The organism is Mesorhizobium sp. M0761, from assembly GCF_040320205.1.
Classification (GTDB): domain Bacteria; phylum Pseudomonadota; class Alphaproteobacteria; order Rhizobiales; family Rhizobiaceae; genus Mesorhizobium.
On record NZ_JAMYPF010000029.1, the window covers coordinates 1 to 18,523 of the forward strand.

20 protein-coding genes are annotated in these 18,523 nt (G+C 64.4%); 8 read left to right on the top strand and 12 right to left on the bottom strand.

Annotated features, from left to right (window positions below):
- The first annotated feature begins 28 nt into the window (after positions 1-28).
- On the top strand, positions 29-2,818 hold the full coding sequence (locus NKI32_RS29560) for a molybdopterin-dependent oxidoreductase (protein ID WP_353004927.1): 2,790 nt from the start codon (positions 29-31) through the stop codon (positions 2,816-2,818).
- A 130-nt stretch (positions 2,819-2,948) separates the two neighbouring features.
- Here the strand turns inward: NKI32_RS29560 and NKI32_RS29565 are convergent, their stop codons facing one another.
- From NKI32_RS29565 to NKI32_RS29585, 5 genes are read right to left on the bottom strand one after another with little or no spacing between them, the layout of a single operon-like run.
- A complete protein-coding gene (locus NKI32_RS29565; RefSeq protein ID WP_353004876.1) occupies positions 2,949-4,244 on the bottom strand; it encodes an NAD(P)/FAD-dependent oxidoreductase in 1,296 nt (431 codons plus the stop codon).
- Positions 4,241-5,224, bottom strand: coding sequence for a branched-chain amino acid ABC transporter permease (locus NKI32_RS29570; RefSeq protein ID WP_353004929.1), 984 nt, complete (start codon positions 5,222-5,224; stop codon positions 4,241-4,243). Before NKI32_RS29570 ends, NKI32_RS29565 begins: the two co-directional genes overlap by 4 nt.
- Complete coding sequence (locus NKI32_RS29575; RefSeq protein WP_352886421.1) at positions 5,221-6,129, bottom strand: branched-chain amino acid ABC transporter permease; 909 nt, start codon at positions 6,127-6,129, stop codon at positions 5,221-5,223. Before NKI32_RS29575 ends, NKI32_RS29570 begins: the two co-directional genes overlap by 4 nt.
- A complete protein-coding gene (locus NKI32_RS29580) occupies positions 6,126-6,875 on the bottom strand; it encodes a branched-chain amino acid ABC transporter ATP-binding protein (protein WP_353004878.1) in 750 nt (249 codons plus the stop codon). Before NKI32_RS29580 ends, NKI32_RS29575 begins: the two co-directional genes overlap by 4 nt.
- The gene (locus NKI32_RS29585) at positions 6,872-7,672 is read right to left on the bottom strand and encodes an ABC transporter ATP-binding protein (RefSeq protein WP_353004880.1); all 801 of its coding nucleotides are present in this window, start codon (positions 7,670-7,672) and stop codon (positions 6,872-6,874) included. Before NKI32_RS29585 ends, NKI32_RS29580 begins: the two co-directional genes overlap by 4 nt.
- A 124-nt stretch (positions 7,673-7,796) precedes the next feature.
- Here NKI32_RS29585 and NKI32_RS29590 point away from each other — a divergent pair, with 124 nt between their 5' ends.
- The 6 genes from NKI32_RS29590 to NKI32_RS29615 are packed head-to-tail and all read left to right on the top strand — an operon-like array spanning position 7,797 to position 12,136.
- Complete coding sequence (locus NKI32_RS29590; RefSeq protein ID WP_023753980.1) at positions 7,797-8,519, top strand: GntR family transcriptional regulator; 723 nt, start codon at positions 7,797-7,799, stop codon at positions 8,517-8,519.
- Position 8,520: 1 nt separating this feature from the next.
- Positions 8,521-9,009: a DUF3830 family protein gene (locus NKI32_RS29595; RefSeq protein WP_352652789.1), complete on the top strand. Its 489-nt coding sequence runs from the start codon at positions 8,521-8,523 to the stop codon at positions 9,007-9,009.
- Positions 9,010-9,363 (top strand): TIGR04076 family protein, encoded by a 354-nt coding sequence (locus NKI32_RS29600; protein WP_023682686.1) that lies wholly within the window; start codon positions 9,010-9,012, stop codon positions 9,361-9,363. It begins immediately after the preceding gene.
- Positions 9,360-10,415 carry an aldo/keto reductase gene (locus tag NKI32_RS29605; protein ID WP_353004882.1) on the top strand — a complete coding sequence of 352 codons (1,056 nt, stop codon included), beginning with the start codon at positions 9,360-9,362 and terminating at the stop codon, positions 10,413-10,415. Before NKI32_RS29600 ends, NKI32_RS29605 begins: the two co-directional genes overlap by 4 nt.
- Positions 10,412-10,840 carry a DUF4440 domain-containing protein gene (locus tag NKI32_RS29610; RefSeq protein ID WP_023818578.1) on the top strand — a complete coding sequence of 143 codons (429 nt, stop codon included), beginning with the start codon at positions 10,412-10,414 and terminating at the stop codon, positions 10,838-10,840. The genes NKI32_RS29605 and NKI32_RS29610 overlap by 4 nt, the downstream gene beginning before the upstream one ends.
- 36 nt (positions 10,841-10,876) lie before the next feature.
- A complete protein-coding gene (locus NKI32_RS29615) occupies positions 10,877-12,136 on the top strand; it encodes an ABC transporter substrate-binding protein (RefSeq protein ID WP_023692246.1) in 1,260 nt (419 codons plus the stop codon).
- 81 nt (positions 12,137-12,217) lie between these two features.
- Here the strand turns inward: NKI32_RS29615 and NKI32_RS29620 are convergent, their stop codons facing one another.
- The 6 genes from NKI32_RS29620 to NKI32_RS29645 are packed head-to-tail and all read right to left on the bottom strand — an operon-like array spanning position 12,218 to position 17,044.
- Entirely contained in the window at positions 12,218-13,240 is a 1,023-nt protein-coding gene (locus NKI32_RS29620; protein ID WP_023804426.1) for a LacI family DNA-binding transcriptional regulator, read from the bottom strand.
- A complete protein-coding gene (locus NKI32_RS29625) occupies positions 13,234-14,025 on the bottom strand; it encodes a transporter substrate-binding domain-containing protein (protein ID WP_023695228.1) in 792 nt (263 codons plus the stop codon). Before NKI32_RS29625 ends, NKI32_RS29620 begins: the two co-directional genes overlap by 7 nt.
- A gap of 17 nt (positions 14,026-14,042) precedes the next feature.
- Positions 14,043-14,963: an isoaspartyl peptidase/L-asparaginase gene (locus NKI32_RS29630; RefSeq protein WP_023807550.1), complete on the bottom strand. Its 921-nt coding sequence runs from the start codon at positions 14,961-14,963 to the stop codon at positions 14,043-14,045.
- Between the two features lie 2 nt (positions 14,964-14,965).
- Positions 14,966-15,700, bottom strand: coding sequence for an amino acid ABC transporter ATP-binding protein (locus tag NKI32_RS29635; protein ID WP_023699816.1), 735 nt, complete (start codon positions 15,698-15,700; stop codon positions 14,966-14,968).
- A 1-nt stretch (position 15,701) separates the two neighbouring features.
- On the bottom strand, positions 15,702-16,373 hold the full coding sequence (locus NKI32_RS29640; RefSeq protein WP_353004885.1) for an amino acid ABC transporter permease: 672 nt from the start codon (positions 16,371-16,373) through the stop codon (positions 15,702-15,704).
- On the bottom strand, positions 16,373-17,044 hold the full coding sequence (locus tag NKI32_RS29645; protein WP_023695231.1) for an amino acid ABC transporter permease: 672 nt from the start codon (positions 17,042-17,044) through the stop codon (positions 16,373-16,375). Before NKI32_RS29645 ends, NKI32_RS29640 begins: the two co-directional genes overlap by 1 nt.
- A 178-nt stretch (positions 17,045-17,222) precedes the next feature.
- Here NKI32_RS29645 and NKI32_RS29650 point away from each other — a divergent pair, with 178 nt between their 5' ends.
- Complete coding sequence (locus NKI32_RS29650; RefSeq protein ID WP_023692240.1) at positions 17,223-17,399, top strand: hypothetical protein; 177 nt, start codon at positions 17,223-17,225, stop codon at positions 17,397-17,399.
- A gap of 12 nt (positions 17,400-17,411) precedes the next feature.
- Here the strand turns inward: NKI32_RS29650 and NKI32_RS29655 are convergent, their stop codons facing one another.
- Complete coding sequence (locus NKI32_RS29655; RefSeq protein ID WP_023695232.1) at positions 17,412-18,515, bottom strand: alcohol dehydrogenase family protein; 1,104 nt, start codon at positions 18,513-18,515, stop codon at positions 17,412-17,414.
- Positions 18,516-18,523 lie beyond the last annotated feature (8 nt).

Below are 18,523 nucleotides of genomic sequence, written 5' to 3' on the forward strand. Positions count from 1 at the left end.
GCCCCACCCCCCCCGCGTGTTGGGGTGGGTGTGGGGGGGTGGGGCGCGCGGGTCGCGCGGCGCGCCCGCCCCCCCCCCCCCCCCCCCCCCCCCCGACCATCCAGCCAATTTCGGTAGGCTCTGCTCGAAGGGTTCCGCGCTTGCCGAGACCATCGACCTCGACGGCAGGCTGCTCTACCCCGAAATCCACGGCCGCCATGCCGGCTGGGACGAGGCGCTCGATCTCGTCGCTTCGACCCTCTCGCAAACCATCGCCGAGCATGGTCCGGACTCCGTCGCCTTCTATGTCTCGGGCCAGTTGCTGACCGAAGACTATTATGTCGCCAACAAGCTGATGAAGGGCTTCATCGGCTCGGCCAACATCGACACCAATTCCCGCCTGTGCATGGCCTCGTCGGTTGCCGGCCACCGCCGCGCCTTCGGCTCCGACACCGTGCCGGGCACTTACGAGGATCTCGAGCTCGCCGACCTGATCGTGCTGGTCGGCTCCAATCTCGCCTGGTGCCATCCCGTGCTCTTCCAGCGCATCGCGACGGCCCGGGAAAAACGACCGGAGATGAAGGTCGTGCTGGTCGATCCTCGCCGCACCATGACCGCTGATATCGCCGACATGCACCTGGCGATCGCACCGGATGGCGACGTTGCTTTGTTCACCGGACTGCTCGCCTGGCTCGGCCGGCACAACGCGCTCGACCGCGGCTATGTGACCGCACACACGACCGGCTTCGGCCAAGCTCTCTTCGCCGCATCGGCGCTCGACCTTGCCGGCATTGCCGCCGCCACCGGCCTGAGCGAGGACGAGCTCACCCGCTTCTACAACCTGTTCGCCGCGACTGCGAAAACCGTCACTGTCTACAGCCAGGGAGTGAACCAGTCGTCTTCGGGCACCGACAAGGTCAACGCCATCATCAACTGCCACCTCGCCACCGGCCGCATCGGCAAACCTGGGGCAGGGCCGTTTTCGGTGACCGGCCAGCCCAACGCCATGGGCGGCCGCGAGGTCGGCGGCATGGCCAACATGCTGGCTGCCCATATGGAGATCGATAACCCCGAGCACCGCGACCGCGTGCAGCGTTTCTGGAATGCGCCGGCCGTCGCCCAAAAGCCCGGTCTGAAGGCGGTCGAGATGTTTCAGGCGATCGCCGCCGGCCGCATCAAGGCACTGTGGATCATGGCCACCAACCCGGTCGATTCGATGCCGGATGCCGATGCCGTCGAGGCAGCGATCAAGGCCTGCCCGTTTGTCGTGGTTTCGGATGTGCTGGCGAGCACGGACACCGTGCGTCACGCCCATGTGCGGCTACCCGCCGCCGCCTGGGGCGAGAAGGACGGCACCGTGACCAATTCAGAGCGCCGCATCTCGCGCCAGCGCAGCTTTCTTGCGGTGCCCGGCGAGGCGCGGCCGGATTGGCAGATCATTGCCGAGGTGGGCAAGCGGATGGGGTTTGGCGAGGCGTTTGCGCATGTGACGCCGGCGGAGGTTTTCGCCGAACACGCCGCGCTGTCGGGTTTCGAGAATGACGGCGCGCGGGATTTCGATATCGGCGCTTATGGTGCGATCGATGCCGACGCCTATGAAGAATTGGCTCCGTTCCAATGGCCGGCGCCGAGCCCAGCCATCCCCCTCTGGCCTGCCGGCCATCTCCCCCGCAAGGGGGGAGATCAGCCGTCGCCTCGGCCTTCGCCAATTACCAACGATGCAGAAGATATGCCGGCGTCAAAGCTGCCAATCTCCCCCCTTGCGGGGGAGATGTCCGGCAGGACAGAGGGGGGTGTTCAAGCGGGACTTGACCCTTCCAACACCCGCTTCTTCGCCAACGGCAATTTCTACAATCCCGACCGCAAGGCCCGCTTCATCGCCATTCGTCCCAACGTCGAGACACGCACCAGCCCGGACTATCCGCTGATCCTCAACACCGGCCGCGTTCGCGACCATTGGCACACAATGACCCGCACCGGCAAAAGCCCACGTCTCTCCCAGCACATGGCCGAGCCCTTCGTCGAGATCCACCCGGCGGATGCCACGCATCATGGCATTGGCGACGCCGACATCGTGCGCGTCTCCAGCCCGCGCGGCGATGTGCTGGTGCGCGCGCTGGTGACGGCACGCCAGCGCCAGGGGAGCGTGTTTGCGCCGATGCACTGGACTGACCAGTTTTCGGCAAAAGGCCGGCTCGACACGCTGACCGCGCCTCTGACCGATCCGGTTTCCGGTCAGCCTGCGCTGAAACATGTCGGCGCCCGCATCGAGAAGTTCGCCGCGAGAGCCTTCGGCTTCGCCGTGGTGCGCCGCAAGCCGGTGGCGGTCGCAGCAGATTACTGGGCCGTGGCCAAATGCAAGGGCGGCTGGCGGGTGGAGCTTGCCTTTGCTGACGACGACATCGACTGGGCTGGTTTTGCTGGTTCGCTTTTCGATGTTCCCGTAGCCGATACGCTCGCTTATCACGACCGCGATACCGGCCAGCATCGTATTGCTGCCTTCGACGACCAGCACCTCGCCGGGGCTTTGTTTATCGCGTCGGGACCGGTGGCGGTTTCGCGGGGTTGGGCGGCACAGCAACTCCAGGAGGTTCACACCAGCCAGCGCGAACGCTTCAGGATCGTCGCCGGTCGCGCCGGCGCCGATCGGCCCGATGCGGGCGCGACCGTCTGCTCCTGTTTCAGCGTCGGGGTCAACCAGATCGCGGCGGCAGTGGCAGCCGGGTGCGCGACAGTCGAAGCCATAGGCGGCGCCCTGAAGGCCGGCACCAATTGCGGCTCCTGCCGGTCCGAGATCCGGGCGGTCATCCAGGCCAATCGGGTTCAGGCTGCGGAGTAGATGCGGCTGGATGGGGAGGGGATCTGACTATATCCTCTTGGGCCACCACGGTCATCGATTGCGGAAGGTGTGGCGGTCCTTTTCGGGTCGCTGTGAGTGCGCCGGCAGGAGGATCACCTGGCTTGGCTGTCTAATCCAGCCGGTCGCGCAGGATGCTCCAGGGGAGCAGCATATTCGGTGCATAGCGCACGAGGTTGTGCAGCGGGATCGGCGCTGGCGGTGCGAAGGGGAGCGGCAGATATCGGGCGTCCGTTCCGCTCGCCCAGTCCGCCAGCACTTTGCCCATTACCGTGGTCATGGCGATGCCGCGGCCGTTGCAGGCGAAGCCGGCGATCAGGCCCGGGCCGAGGTCGATGAGGCGCGGCAGGAAATCCGGCACCACCGCCGCCACGCCTGTCCAGCTGTAGGCAAGCGGCGGCAGGTCAGGCAAATCGAGATGCCTGGCGAGCCGTCGCCAGATCGTTTGCGGCATGCGCGTCTCAGCGCCGGCTCCGACGACATGCATGCCGCCGCTGATCAGCCGGTTCTGGCCATCGAAGCGGCACGTGAACAGGTTGCGCCTGGTGTCGCCGACGCCCTGGCCGCCGGGCAGCAGGCGCGCGCGTATGGCCCGCGACAGCGGCGCAGTGGCGATCTGGAAGACTTTCAGCGGGATATAGGTCCGCGCCAGTGTCCGGTTCAGTGCCCCGCCATAGGCGTTGGTGGCGATCACCACCTTGCCCGCACGCACGGCGCCGGATGCGGTCGTCAAGGTCCAGCCATCCGCAGCGCGGTCGATGGAAGCGACGCGCGTCTGCTCGAAGATCCGCGCGCCGGCTTTTTCGGCGGCATCGGCCAAGCCGCGCGCATACTCGACCGGATTGAGGACGCCGCCCGAGTTATCCATCCAACCGCCGGCGTAGCCGCCGATACCGGTGAGCGTCGTGACCGCCTTGGCATCGAGCGTTACGGTCGGCCTGCCCCGCGCCGCCCATTGCTCGGCGCGCGATCGCGTCTTTTCCAGCGCGGCGGACGAATGCGCCGGCTGGATCCAACCATTCTGCACAGCGTCGCATTCGATGCCATGCCGCTTGATCAGGCCGAAGACGAGGTCAGCGCTTCCCGCGGCGAAATCGATCAGCCTCCCGCCGCGCTCGGGTCCGAGTTCGGTGATGATGTCGTCTGGATCCCGCTTGGCAAAGTTCGGAACGACGAAGCCGGCATTCCGGCCGGTCGCACCCCAGGCAATGAATTCGGCTTCGAGGACCGCGACCGAAAGCCCCTTCTCGGCGGCATGCAATGCCGTCGACAGGCCGGAAAAGCCGCCGCCAACGATTGCGAGATCGACGTCGAGCCCGCCTTGCAGCGTGCCCCGGTCGCAGCGGTTGCGGCTGACGGCATGCCAGAGTGAAACGCCATGCACGTCTTGCCGGATCATGGCATTCATGGTCCGGCCTCGTTCTCCCTGGCCGCCGCCTTTTTCTGTTTGCCGGGCTTCGGCCGGCGCGGCCGATCGCCGAACAATCCGTTCGGCCGGATCAGCAGGATGACGCACAGCATGACGCCGATGGCGACGATCTGCAGCGAGGCCGCGCGTGCTTGCTGCTCGGGCACAAACAGCACGCTGGTCAGCGTGCCCGACCCCGCCCATATCGCCCAGACCAGGATGCTGCCGGCAATGGCGCCGGCATTGCTGCCCGAGCCGCCGACGATCAGCATCACCCAGACCTGGAAGGTCAGGATCGGCAGATAGTTATCGGGCGCGATGAAGCCGGTGAAATGCGCCTGCAAAGCGCCGGCCAGCGCCATGATGGCGCCGCCGACGGCAAAGGCCTGAACGCGGTAGAAGCGCGCGCTCTTGCCCAGCGAAATCGCCGCTCGCTCGTCCTCGCGCAGCGCCTTGAGCACGCGGCCCCAGGGGCTGCGCGACAGGTGCTCCAGAGCGAGATAGGCGATCAGCGTCACAGCCGAAACGACGGCGAGGTTCGACAGGTTGAACAACAGCGGCGTTTCGGCAAGGCCGCCGAACGGGCGCGGGATGAAACCGATGCCGAACGGGCCGCCCGTGAGTTTTTGCGCGTTGAGCGCGACCAGCTGCACGACGACGGCGACGCCGAAGGTGGTGATCGCCAGGTAGTCTGATCGCAGACGCAGCGTGGCCATGCCGGTAATTGCTGCGGCGATACCGCCGACGATCATGGCGCCCGCCCAGCCGGCCAGGATCGGCAGACCGAAGCCGCCGAAGCGCGCGGCATCGTCCGGGGTCGTGAGCAGCGCCGATGTATAGGCGCCGATGGCGACGAATCCGGCAAGGCCGACATTGAAAAGGCCAGTCAGCCCCCACTGCAGATTGAGCCCCAGTGTGACCAGCGAAAAGATCAGTGCGGTGGTCAGGAAGAAGGCGCCGTAGCCGAGCAGGTCCATCAGCGTTCCCTCACACCAAACAGGCCGATCGGCCGCACGAACAGCACCGCCATCAGGATGATGAAGGAGATTGCGGCGCGCCATTCGGCGCCGATCAGCTGCACCGCACCGGCTTCGGCAAGGCCAATGATCAGGCCGCCGAGCACGGCGCCCGGTATGCTGCCGATGCCGCCCAGGATGGCGGCTGCGAACATCGGTAGCAGCATGTCGAAGCCCATGAACGGGCGGATCTGCACCAGAATGCCGATCATCACGCCGGCCACGCAGGCCAGCGCCCCGCCGATGATCCAGGTGACGCGCACCACGGAGGCAACATCGATGCCGACGATGAGGGCCAGGGCCGCATTTTGGCTCAGCGCCTGCATGGAGCGGCCGGTCTGCGTGCGTGTCATCAACAGATGCACGCCGAGCACCAGCACTGCGGTCAGCAGCAGCAGCGCGATCTGATCGGGCGTGATGCGGATGCCGAAGCCGACCGGCATGGCGATCTGGATCGCCCGGCTGAAATAGGTCGGGCGTGAGCTGAAGGTGAATTCGAGCAGGCTGCGCAGCGCCATCGAGGCGCCGAAGCTCGCCATCACCACGATGATGGCTTGCCCCTGCGAGCGCAGCCGCGAAAACAGCACCTTGTCGAGCAACAGCGCCAGCAGGGCGGTGAAAGTCATGCCGACAACCAGCGCAACCAGCAGCGGCCAGCCGAAAGACAGCGGTCCAATGGGGGCCACCTTGCCGAACATCGCGCCGATGGCGCTGACGACGGCGAGCGTCGCATAGGTGCCCCAGGCCATGAAGTCGCCATGGGCGAAGTTCGAGAAGCGCAGGATCGAGTAGGTCAGCGTCACGCCGATGGCGCCAAGGCCGATCATCGAGCCGGTCAGCAGCCCATCGACGACAAATTGCAGGCTCATGCCGCGCCTCCCTTGCCGACGGGGGACGGGCGTTGGCCGAGATAGAGTTCGGCGACGACAGGATCGTTCCACAGTTCGGAAGCAACGCCCTCGTGCCGGTCCTTGCCGTCGACCAGCACATAGGCGCGGTCGCCGATGGCAAGCGCTGCCTTGGCGTTCTGTTCGACCAGCAGGATGGTGACGCCGGACTTGCGGATGCCGGCCAGCATCTCGAACACCGTCGATACGAATTTCGGCGACAGGCCGGCCGACGGCTCGTCGAGCACCAGCACCTTGGGATGGACGATTAGGGCGCGTGCGACGGCAAGCATCTGCCGTTGTCCGCCCGACAGATTGCCGGCGGCGGTGCGGCGCTGGCGGACGAGGTCGGGGAAGGCCGCATACATTTCCTCGATGCGGGCAGGGATTTCGCGTCGCTCGAGGATGCCGCAGGCGACTTTCAGATTGTCCTCGACCGACATCAGCGGAAAGATGTTCTCCGTCTGCGGTACGAAGGCGAGGCCGAGCCGGACCATGGTGTGGGCCGGCGCGGCGGTTATGTCCTTGCCGTCCAGGAACACCGCGCCGCCGGTGATCGGGACAAGGCCGGCGATCGCCTTGATGAAGCTCGACTTGCCGGCGCCGTTGGGACCGAGCACGACGACGATCTCGCCCTTGCCGACGGTGATCGAGGCGCCGCGCACGATCGGCACGCCGGGCTCGTAGCCGGCTTCGAGGTTGCGCACGTCGAGGACCGTCTCACTCATGCTGGGCTTCCGAGATAGGCCTCGATGACGCGCGGGTCGCGGGCGACCTCTTCCGCCGTGCCTTCGCTGAGCAGTTGACCGCTCGCCATGACGAGGACGCGATGGCAGAGCCGCGTCACCATGTCGATATTGTGCTCGATCAGCAGAAAGGTGATGCCGTGCGCGTTGATGTCGCGGATGCGGTCGATGATGATCTCGAGCAGCGTCGCGTTGACGCCGGCGGCCGGTTCGTCGAGCAGGATGATCGCCGGATCGGCCATCATGACGCGGGCGAGTTCGAGCAGCTTGCGTTGACCGCCGGAAAGCACGCGCGCCGGTTCGTGCGCCAGCCGAGCGAGCGAGACGAGCTCGAGCAGCTCGAGTGCCTTTGCCCTGGCTGCTCTTTCCTGTGCCGCCACTCGCCACGGCGTGACGAAGTTGGCGAGCAATTTTTCGCCGGCTTGGCCCTGCGCCGCCAGCATGATGTTTTCGATCAGCGTCAGATTGGGCAGGGGGCGCGGGATCTGGAAGGTGCGGCCAAGACCACGGCCGATACGCAGATGAGCGGCTTCGCCGGAGACGCGCGTGCCATTGAGCAGGATATCGCCGCTGGTTGGCAATATGCTGCCCGCCAACAGATCGAACATCGTCGTCTTGCCGGCTCCATTGGGTCCGATCAGGCCGAGGATTTCGCCCGCTTTGACATCAAACGAGACATCGTTGACGGCGACAAGGCCGCCAAAACGCCTGACGACGTTTCGTGCCGTCAGAACCGGCGCACGGGTCTCCTGCCGTTGGCGCTCCGCTGCATCGCTCATCAAACCCTCTGGCCGAAGACGATCGTTGTCGCCTCCTGATTTTTGATTTGTGATCACACTTGCCTTGATCACGCTATTCGGCTTTAATTTCATTCGCAAGCCGAAAACGGGGCAAATGCGGGTAATGCAGAAGGCTGCCATCGAAAAGAACAACGAGACGATCGCAGCCCAGCTTACGCCGGTCGGCCGCGAGACGGTGCAGGATCGCGTCTATTCCGAGTTGCGCCGTGCTCTGATCGGTGGCCTTTTCGAGCCGAACCAGGTGCTGACTATCCGCGGTCTCGCCGATGCGCTGGTCACCTCGACCATGCCGGTACGCGAAGCGCTTGGACGGCTGATCACGGAAAAGGCGCTGGAGGCGCTGCCCAACCGCTCGGTGCGCGTGCCACCGATCACGCTGGAGCGCATCGACGACCTCCTGCGCGCCCGCTCACTCATCGAAGGCGAAGCGATCGCGCTTGCCGCCACGCGTATGAGCCCGCGCCAGATCGCTTCGATCGAAGCCATGCTGGGCGAGTGGGACGAGATGCGGGCCCTGAAGCACAAGAAGGATATCGACCGCGAAGCGACGCTCAACCAGAGCTTCCATTTTGAGATCTACCGCTGCTGCGGCTCGGCTGTGCTGATCCCGATGATCGAAAGCCTCTGGCTTCAATCGGGACCCTGCATCCGCGTCGCCATCTATGCCTTCTCCGAGGCCGGCGAGGTCGATACCGCGCACTATCATCGTCGAATTGTCGCGGCACTTGCCAAACAGGATGCGCAAGCGGCGCGCGAGGCGCTGGTAGCCGACATCAGCCGCCCCTTCGCCTTCCTGCGCGACAAACTTCAATCGGCGAAGGACTGACATGACCAAGCCCGCCATCGGCATCACAGAACCACGCTCGAAGCTTTCCGTGACGGCGCTGCTATTGCCCGAAAAGGCGCCGGAGAATGCCGCCTTCCTGCTGGCGTATCTGGCGCAGCCACGCATCATCCCAGGCATCCATGCGATGTGGACAGGACCGGAAATCTCGTGCCCGGTTCCGTCAGCCGATCTCCACGGCCAGGCCTATGCCCAGTCTTTGCCACCGGAGAATGCAACGCTGACGCCGCAGCCCGGCGATATCGTGCTGTCCTATGTGCCGCCACGCGTGTGGGGCGGCAATCCCAATGCCATCTTCGATATCGGCCTGTACTACGGGCAGGGGGCGCGGCTGCTGTTCCCGATCGGCTGGCTGGCCGGCAGCGTGGTCGCGCAAGTGCTTGCCGGAGAGCGCGATCAGTTTGCCGCCGCCTGCGGCGTCATCCGCCGCAACGGCGCCTGTGACATCACCTTCAGCCTGGTGGAGGCCTGAATGGCCGACGACAGTTTCGAACTCTTCGATCTGCGCGTCGAAGCGGTCATCCCCGAGGGCAAGCCGGTCTATTGCGGCGCCAGGGCCGGCGACTATTTCGAACTCAAGGGCGAAATGCTGTCGCTGCCGGCGGGGCAGGGTTTTTCGATTTACTCGATCTCCGCCGTGTTGCCGCTCCTGGCGGCAAAGCAGCGCCCGACGCATGCAAATGACTGGATGACCTCGGATGCCGAGATCGCCTGTCCCGATCCCAATTGCGCCAGCCGGCTGCGGATCGTCAGGCTGGCCAAGCGGCGGTTCAGCCATGCCCAAACCACGGCTGTGCCGCTGCCGAAGGAGACCGACAAAAGATGAGCGCCAGGACCGTCGAACTCAGCCCCGGCTATACGATCTCGCGCGTCATCCGCGGCGGCTGGCAGCTGGCCGGCGGCCATGGCGCTATCGACCGCAGGCAGGCCGTGACCGACCTCATCGCCACCTTCGATGCCGGCATCTGGACCTATGATTGCGCCGACATCTACACCGGCGTCGAGGAACTGATCGGCGCCGCGCGCCTGCGGCTGGCCGGCGAGCGCGGTCTCGATGTTGCGGCCAGGATGAAGGTGCACACCAAGCTGGTGCCGGACCTCGAACGACTGGCAAGCATCAGCCGCGACTACATCAGGGGCATCGTCAATCAGTCGCTTCGCAGGCTGAAGACGGAGCGGATCGATCTTGTGCAGTTTCACTGGTGGGATTATGACCAGCCTCGTTACGTCGAGGCGATGGGTTGGCTCGACGAGCTTCGGCTGGAAGGCAAGGTGCGCAATCTCGGCACCACCAATTTCGATACGCCGAGGCTAGCCGAAATCCTCTCCGCGGGCATCCCGCTGGTCAGCCAGCAACTGCAATATTCAGTGCTCGACCAGCGGCCGGCAAACAGCCTTGCGGACCTTGCCGCTAAGAACGGTGTCCGCTTCCTCTGCTACGGCTCGGTGGCGGGCGGCTTCCTCAGCGACAAATGGCTTGGCGTGGCCGAACCCTCCACGCCGCTCGAAAACCGCTCGCTGGTCAAATACAAGCTGATCATCGACGACTTCGGCGGCTGGGAGCTGTTCCAGTCCCTGCTCAAGGCGCTGAAAGCGGTCGGCGATCGCCACGGCGTCGACATCGCCACCATCGCCTCGGCATGGGTGCTCGAGCAGCCGCAGGTCACGGCCGTCATTGTGGGTGCGCGCAACCAGGCACATGCGCTGGCCAATACGAAAATCATGGACGTCGCGCTCGACGCCGACGATCGCGCGCGGATTGCTGCCGCCATCGCACAAGGCACCGGCCTCGCGGGCGATGTCTACGCGCTGGAGCGCGACCGTCATGGCCGCCACGGCTCGATCATGCATTACAACCTCAATGCGGGGAAGAAATGAGCGGAGAGCCTTCCCTTTTTTCGCGTGCCAGCGCTGAAATCATCGACCTGCATCGCTTCTTCGTCGACTGGTTTGTCGCCGCGCGAGCCGACGCTGTGGAGTTCGGCCGCTTCGAGGCTGTCATGGGCGAAAGCCTCACCATGGTGGCGCCGAATGGCCAGATCCTCGATCGCGACGCGGTCGTAGATCATGTCCGGACAAGCCGCGCCACTTGCGACGACGGTTTTGCCATATCGATCGAGGACATCAGGCCGGGTTGGCAGGACGCGGACACGATCGTCATCTTCTACATCGAGGCGCAACTGCGCGCCGGCAAACACAGTCGCCGGCAGTCCAGTGCGGTCTTCACCACCAGTTCATCGGCACCAAACGGCGTCGAATGGCGGCATCTGCATGAGACCTGGCTGCAGGCGCCGGAAGGCTGAACAGGCAAAAGTTCAAACAAGAAAAGGGGAACGGCAATGAAGAAGACGATACTTCAAATCACCACAGCACTGGCTCTCGTGACGATGGCCGGCGCCGCACACGCAGCGGACTGCAAGATCACCGTCGGCCTGGTCATGGAGCTCACCGGTCCGGCCGGCGAATACGGCCAGGCCGGCGCGAAGTCCGTCGAAATGGCCTTCCGCGACATCAATGAAGCCGGTGGCGTACGCGGCTGCGATCTCGCAACCGACACGCGCGACAGCCAGAGCCAGGGCAATATCGCGGTCGATGCCGCGACCCAGCTGGTACAGGTCAAGAAGGTGCCGGTGATCATCGGCGGCATCATCTCCTCGGTGTCGATCCCGATCCTGACCTCGGTCACCGGGCCGGCCAAGATCGTGCAGGTGTCGCCGGCTTCGTCCTCGCCGACGCTGACCGCCCTTGGCCGCGACGGCAAGACCAACGGCATCTTCTTCCGCACCATCACGTCGGATGCGCTGCAAGGCGTGGCCGCCGCCAAATACGCCATCGACAAGGGCTTCAAGAAACTGTCGATCATCCATGTCAACAACGACTTCGGCGTCAACATGGTGGCCGAATTCTCGCGTGCCTACAAAGCGCTCGGCGGCACCATCGTCTCCGACACGCCCTATAATGAAAAGCAGTCGAGCTATGCCTCGGAAGTGACGGCGGCGATGGGAGGCGAGCCGGACGGACTCTACCTCGTCAGCACGCCGGTCGACGGCGCAACGGTCGCCCGCACCTGGATATCGCAGGGCGGCGTGCAGAAATTCCTGCTCAATGACGGCATGAACAGCCCGGACTTCATCGAATCCGTCGGCGCCGATTATCTGAAGGATGCCTATGGTACCTCTTCCGGCACCAGCCCGACGGCATCCACCGACTATTTCCTGAAAAACTACAAGGAGTTTTCGGGCATCGAACCGTCGAACCCGGCAGCCGACCGTTCCTATGATGCCGGCGCCATTGTCGGTCTCGCCATTGCCATTGCCGGCTCCGAGGATCCAGCCAAGATCAAGGATGCCATGTACAAGGCGGTCGATCCTGCCGGCACACCGATCTATGCCGGCAAGGACGAGTTCGCCAAGGCGCTCGGCCTGATCAAGGACGGCAAGCCGATCCGCTATGAAGGCGTCATCGGTCCGGTCAGCTTCGACAAATATGGCGACATCACCGGTCCGTTCCGGCTGTGGAAGATCGTCGACGGCAAGGTGACGACCGACGGTGAAATGACAACCGACGACGTCAACGCGCTGCAGGCGAAATTGCAGTAGGCGCCGGTACATTGTCCGGCGCGATCTCCGTTCGATCTCTGGGAGATCGACGCCGGACAAGCAGTCCAACATCGGCGCTAGTTACGCGGTCAAGCGCGAAATCAGCCGGGTCAATATAACGACAGGCGGCTGGCCGGGCATGAAGACCTGCGGATTGGAGAGGGCGCCAACGATATGACCCACATAGTCTGATTTGTCGTAGCCGATTGACGATATCGGGTAGGCGTCGAAATTGGTCAGGGACACATTGTCGAAGCCATAGAGGCGGAAGCGGCTGGGCCGGTTGTCGGGGAAATCCGCCCGGCAGACATCCAGAACACCCATGGCCATCGCGTCGGACGTACAAAAGACCGCATCTGGACAGCCGCGTCCCGTCAGGCCGGCGGCTGCCGCATAGCCCGACTCGTAGGAATAGTCTCCCTGGACCGTCTGCAGCAGTTCAATTCCATGATGCCGGAACGCTCCGAGGTAGTGGCCGATGCGCAGCTGTTCGACTCGCGAGGACGAACGGCCGGTCAGCAGGCTGGCCGTGCGCGCGCGCTTGGCCGCCGCATCCGCCACGGCCTCGGCGATGCCGACGCCTTCATCGGGAATGACGGTGGGTGACTGATCGTCATGCAGTCCGTTCAGCATGATGACCAGGTCCGAGCGAAACATGCGCCGCACCGTCGCTGCATCGGCAAAGTCGGAGAACACCACGGCGGCATCGACATGATAGGCAACGCCGTTGCGCAGAAAATCCTCGACCCCTTCCGCCGAGCCGATGCGGATGAGGATGACCTGCTTGCCGATCGACTGGATCGCGTCGAGCAGCCGGTCGAACAGGTCGAGATCTGAAAGGTCGTGAATGTGGTTGACCACGACGGCAACCAGATTGACGGTCTTGGTGGTCAGGCTTTGCGCCAGGAGATTGGGTTTGTAGCCGAGCTGCGCGGCGGCCTGCACGACACGTTCGCGTTTGTCCGCCGAGACCGGTCGCGGTCCGCTCGACAGCGCACGGCTGGCCGCGGCACGCGACACGCCTGCCAGCCGCGCGACATCGGCGATCGTTGCGACGGCGCCTCGAGTGTGCGCCGATCGGTTACCGGTAGTGGGTGTCACCACAGCGGGTTGAGCGCCGGCGGGTTGGAGTCCGGCCCCCACCACTTCTTGTAGGTCGTCTCATAGGTGCCCGACTGGATGAAGTCGGACACGAACATGTCGAGCCAGCGGACGAATTCGGGATCGCCCTTGGCGACCGCGATGCCGATCGGATCGTTGGAATAGAGGCCAGGCAGCGTCACCAGGCTCGGTGTCTTGGTCGCGAGGTAATCGAGCAGCGAGGAATCCTCGATCGCCGCGTCGACGCGCTTCTGTTGCAGCTGCAGAACCCCGTCGGGCGCGAACTGGTCGACATAGACGAGCTCTGCTTCCGGCACGGCCGCCTTGAGGAAGGTTTCGCCCGTGGTGCCGCGGCCGACGACAACCTTCTTGCCGGCGAGCCCCTTGAGGTCGGTTATCCCGGCATCCTTCTGGACGATGACGCGCAGCCCGGCCCGGTTGTAGGGGATGGTGAAGTTGACGGTCTTGGCCCGCTCGAGCGTTGCCGAGGTGTTTGCGACCGCGACATCGATCTGTCCCGACACCAGCATGGAAATACGCGCATCGCCCGAGACGTCGACGAACTCGACCGGCACGCCGAGCTTTTGCGCCAGCAGCGTCGCGACATCGACATCGTAGCCGACAGGGTTGTTTTGTGCATCGCGAAAGCCGATCGGCTCGCCGCCGAGCGATACGCCGATGCGAATGGTGCCGCGTGAGCGGATGTCGTCAATCATGCCGGCAAGGGCTGGAAATGCCGAACCGGCCACGATGGCCAGCGCGGCGAAGGCACGCAGTACGGTTTTCATGGTTCCTCTCCTTATTTTCAAGTGACGCGTCTTGCCGCCCGCAATTCGGGTGCGGACATGGAATCCTTCCAGAGCCAGTAGCGGACCTCGCCCTCGCATCTGAAATTCACCACCTCGTGGTTCTGCTCGGCGTCGACGGCGTGGATGACCACTCCGGCCAGGAAGCCGGTGTCGAGTTCAGCCAGTTCCTCGACCGCCAGCGCGACCGCATCCGACAAGGATCGGCCAAGCTTCATGGCCAGCACGACGGTCCGTGCGGTGGCGCAGCGCATCGTCATCTCGCCGGTATGGGTGCACGCCGCCGCGCCATAGCGGCTGTCGGCGTAAAAGCCTGCGCCGGGAATGGGAGAATCGCCGAGCCGGCCCGGATATTTCCACGCCCAGCCCGAGGTCGAAGTCGCGGCATGGATGCCGCGCCGCGCATCCGCCGACAGGAAGACGGTGGTGTCGCGGACGCGCTCGGGATCGGTTATAGTACGGCTGAGCGGCGCCAGATCGATATTGGGGAATTTCGCCAGCTGTTGCGGTGTGAGTTCCTGTTGCAGCCGCTCCCACCAGACGCGCCTGGAGTCCTCGAACAAGACTTTGTCTTCGGCAAAGCCGATTTCGCTGGCAAAGCGCTGCGCCCCTTCGCCGGTCAGTATCACATGCGGCAGGCGCTTCATCACCTGGTGCGCCAGGGCAGCGACCGCCAAGGTCCTTGGCACAGCGCCGACTGAACCGACCTCTCTTGTATTGCCATCCATGACGCCGGCGTCGAACTCCATCTCGCCCAGCATGTTCGGCCAGCCGCCATAGCCGACGCTTCGAACCTTGACCTCTTTCTCCACCATGCCGATGCCGGCAACCATCGCGTCCAGGCTGACGGCGCCATCGCGCAGCATTTGCACCGAGGTTTCGAATCCCGGCCATGCTTCGTTGTTGGCTAACAGCAGCATTCCTAGTCCTTGCGCATCTTGGAGAGAAACTGCGCAACCCGCGGCTGCGCCCGGCCGCCGTCCGCGGCGAAGAAACGATCCGTTGGCAGATCGACCACCAGCCTGCCCTTGTCGAGGAAGACGATGCGGTTGGAAATCTCGCGCGCGAATTCGATCTCGTGGGTGACGAACAGCATCGTCGTGCCTTGCGCGGCGAGCTTTGCCAGGATGGCCAGCACCTCGGAAGTCATTTCCGGGTCGAGCGCGCTGGTCACTTCATCGAGCAGCAGATAGCGCGGCTGCATGGCGAGCGCCCGGCAGATGCCGACACGCTGGCGCTGCCCGCCCGACAACTGCGCGGGGTAGGCGTTGGCCCGATCGGCGAGGCCGACGGACTCGAGCAGCTTGCGCGCCAGCGCCTCGGCCTCAGGGCGCGGCATCTTCAGCACCTCGATCGGGGCGAGCGTAATGTTCTGAAGCGCGCTCATATGCGGATAGAGGTTGAACAGCTGGAAGACGGTGCCTGAGCGCTTGCGCGCCTCGGCCAGCTCCTTCGGCTTGCTGACATCGAAATCGTCGACCGTGATGCGGCCCGACTTCAGCTTTTCGAGGCCGTTGATGCAACGGATCAGTGTCGACTTGCCGGACCCCGACGACCCGAGGATCGAGACCACTTCGCCGGGCGCGATCGTCAGGTCGACGCCGTCCAGCACAGTGACCTCGCCGAACGCTTTGTGCACGTTTTCGATCTTGAGCATGTTAAAGCCCCCGCCAGGCGCTGTGCGCCCGCAGGCGGTTTTCAAGACGCTCGCCAAGCAGGGCGACCAGCTTTGCCGCGCCATAGTAGAGCAGCCCGACGACGGTCCAGACCACGAACGGCTTCAAGGTTCGCATGTTGAGGATGTGGCCAATCTTGGTCAGGTCGACGACGCCGATGACAGAAATCAGCGACGTCACCTGAAGCTGGTTGACCAGCAGCGCGACGAGCGGGCCGACCGCGAAGGCGGCAGCCTGGGGTGAAACGATATGGCGCAGGACCTGCCACCGGGTCAGGCCGAAGACACGCGCGGCCTCGACCTGCTCGCGTTCGATCGACTCGATCGCCGAGACCGCGATGACATAGACGAATGCCGCGGTGTTCGCCGACAGAGTGATGGTCGCTGCGGTGACCGGCGTCACCCTTATATGCAACAGCGCCGGCAGGCCGAAGAACACCAGGAACAGCTGCACCAACACCGGCGAGTTCTTCAACAGCTCCGACAGGAAGGTGACGATCTGGGCCAGAACCGGCACACGGTAGAACCGCACCAGCGCCCAGCTCAGGCCAATCAGCAGTCCGACCAGAGAGGTGACGAGAAACAGCGCGATATTGGTGCCGAGACCTTGCGCCAGCAGGATCAGGTCGTAGGAGGTGAAGTCGCTGAACCGCATCAGCCGACCGCCTCCATCATGTCCCGATTGAGATGGCGGTGGAGCAGGGTGACGCCCAGCGAAACCAGATAAGTCAGGGCCGCATAGGCACAGAGCAGCACCACATAGACCTCGAAGGGCCGATAGGTCTGCGAGACCACGATCTGGGCTGAGCCGGTGAGCTCGTTGAGCGTGATGGTCGAGAGGATCGAGGACGTAAGGATCATGTTGATGAGCACGGATCCGAGCGGTCGCACGGAGGTGCGCAGCGCAATCGGCAGCACGATGCGGGTAAAGATCTTGCGCCTGGACAGGCCGCTCACTTCAGCGGCGTCGATGATGCCCTGGTCGATGGCGAGGATGCCGGCTCGAATGATGTCGGAGGCATAGGCGCCGCCGGCAATGGAAAGCGCCACGACGCCGGTGGTGAAGGCGTCGATGTAAATGCCGAGCTCGGGCAGGCCGTAATAGAAGAAGAACAGCTGGACGATGAACGGCACATTGCGGAAGAGATCGACGTAGACGAAGGCGATCCGTCGAAGCAGTGCCGAGGCGGAGGTGCGTGCGATCGCCACCAACGCGCCCATGACGACGCTTCCCACCAGCGACAGCGCGCAAGCCGCCGCCGTAAGTTCGGCGCCGCGCGCCAGAAAACCCAGATGCGGGAGCAGAATGGACAGATCGAAATGCACCGGCGGTCCCCAGTGAAACCGGTTTCACTCTTTTGGCTTTCGCCTCGTCTGTCAAGATGCAGGGTCTGGTTGCTGGCCTGTGGCTTGCATTCGTTGCGATGATTCCGGTTCGCCTCATGCGCGCTATGTCTCAAGCGCCGGCAATTCGCCGCCGGCTTTCAGCTCGAGGACGCCGCCTATGCCAGCCGCGCGTCGCCGCAATCCCTCGGCCATGGCGGCTGGGGGCGGCGCCCTCGATTTTGCCGATCCCGGCGCCGGTGTCGGATTCGGCTACGTCACCAACCGCATGCTGGGTTTCGACGACGTCGATCCACGCCGCAAGGTGTTGATTGATGCCGTTTACGACGCGCTCTGACGTTGGGAGCCGTTATGCGCGGATGTTCCACATGGCGTCCGGCACAACCACCAGCTTGCCGACGAAATCCTTGGCGATGAAGTCGGCCTGCGCCTTGTGGAAATCGGACAGTTTGTAGACACCGCCGACCAGCGGCCGGATTTTCTTCGCTTCGATGTATCCAACGATGCGGCGGAAGTCGGCGCGCGTCCCCTGGCTCGATCCGTGCAGTTGCAGCTGCTTGAGATACATGGTCCTGAGATCGAGCTGCACGACCGGACCGGCAATCGCGCCGGCGGTGGTGTAGCGGCCTTCGGGCCTCAGGATGCGCAAGAGGTCGTTGAAGATCGCGCCGCCGACGAGATCGGCGACCACATCGATCGGCTGGCCGCCAGTGGCTTCATTCACGGCGGCGGGAAGATCGGCAACCCCACGGGTAATAACCGCTTCGGCGCCGATGTCGCGCACCGCCTGCTCCTTGCCCTTGCCGACGACGGCGTAGGGAATGGCGCCGCGCGCCCGCGCCAGCTGCACGATGCCGGAACCGACGCCGCCCGAGGCGCCGGTGACCAGCACGCGTTCGCCGGCTTTCAGCCCGGCGCGCTCCAGCATCTGTTCGCCGGTGAGGTAGGCGCAGCAGAAGGTGGCGAGTTCGACGTCGCTCATGTCAGTATCGACGAAATGCGCATTCTCGCCCGGCACCGTCTGGTACTCGGCGTACCCGCCGTCGCGACCGTGGCCCATATAGTCAATGTCGGCGAGGGAATCGTCGTCGCGGTTGTAGATCGAAAAATCGACCATTACCCGTTCGCCGACACGGCCCGGGGAAACGCCTTCGCCGACGGCAGCGATGGTGCCGACCGTGTCGGTGCCCTGGATGCGCGGGAAGGTAAGCGTGTTGCCTTGCCGCCGCCACGTCGACACGGCGGCAGCGTCCTCCTCCGTGCCATAGGCGCCCTGGCGTACCCAGACATCGGTGTTGTTCATACCGCAAGCGCTGACCCTGACCAGCACCTCGCCGGCGGCAGGCACAGGCACTTTCACATCGGTGCGATAGACGAGCTTTTCCGGTCCGCCATGCCCGGTGAGCAGCACGGCGGCCATGGTGGCGGGGAGGGTCTTGGTCATGGCATTCATCGTCGATC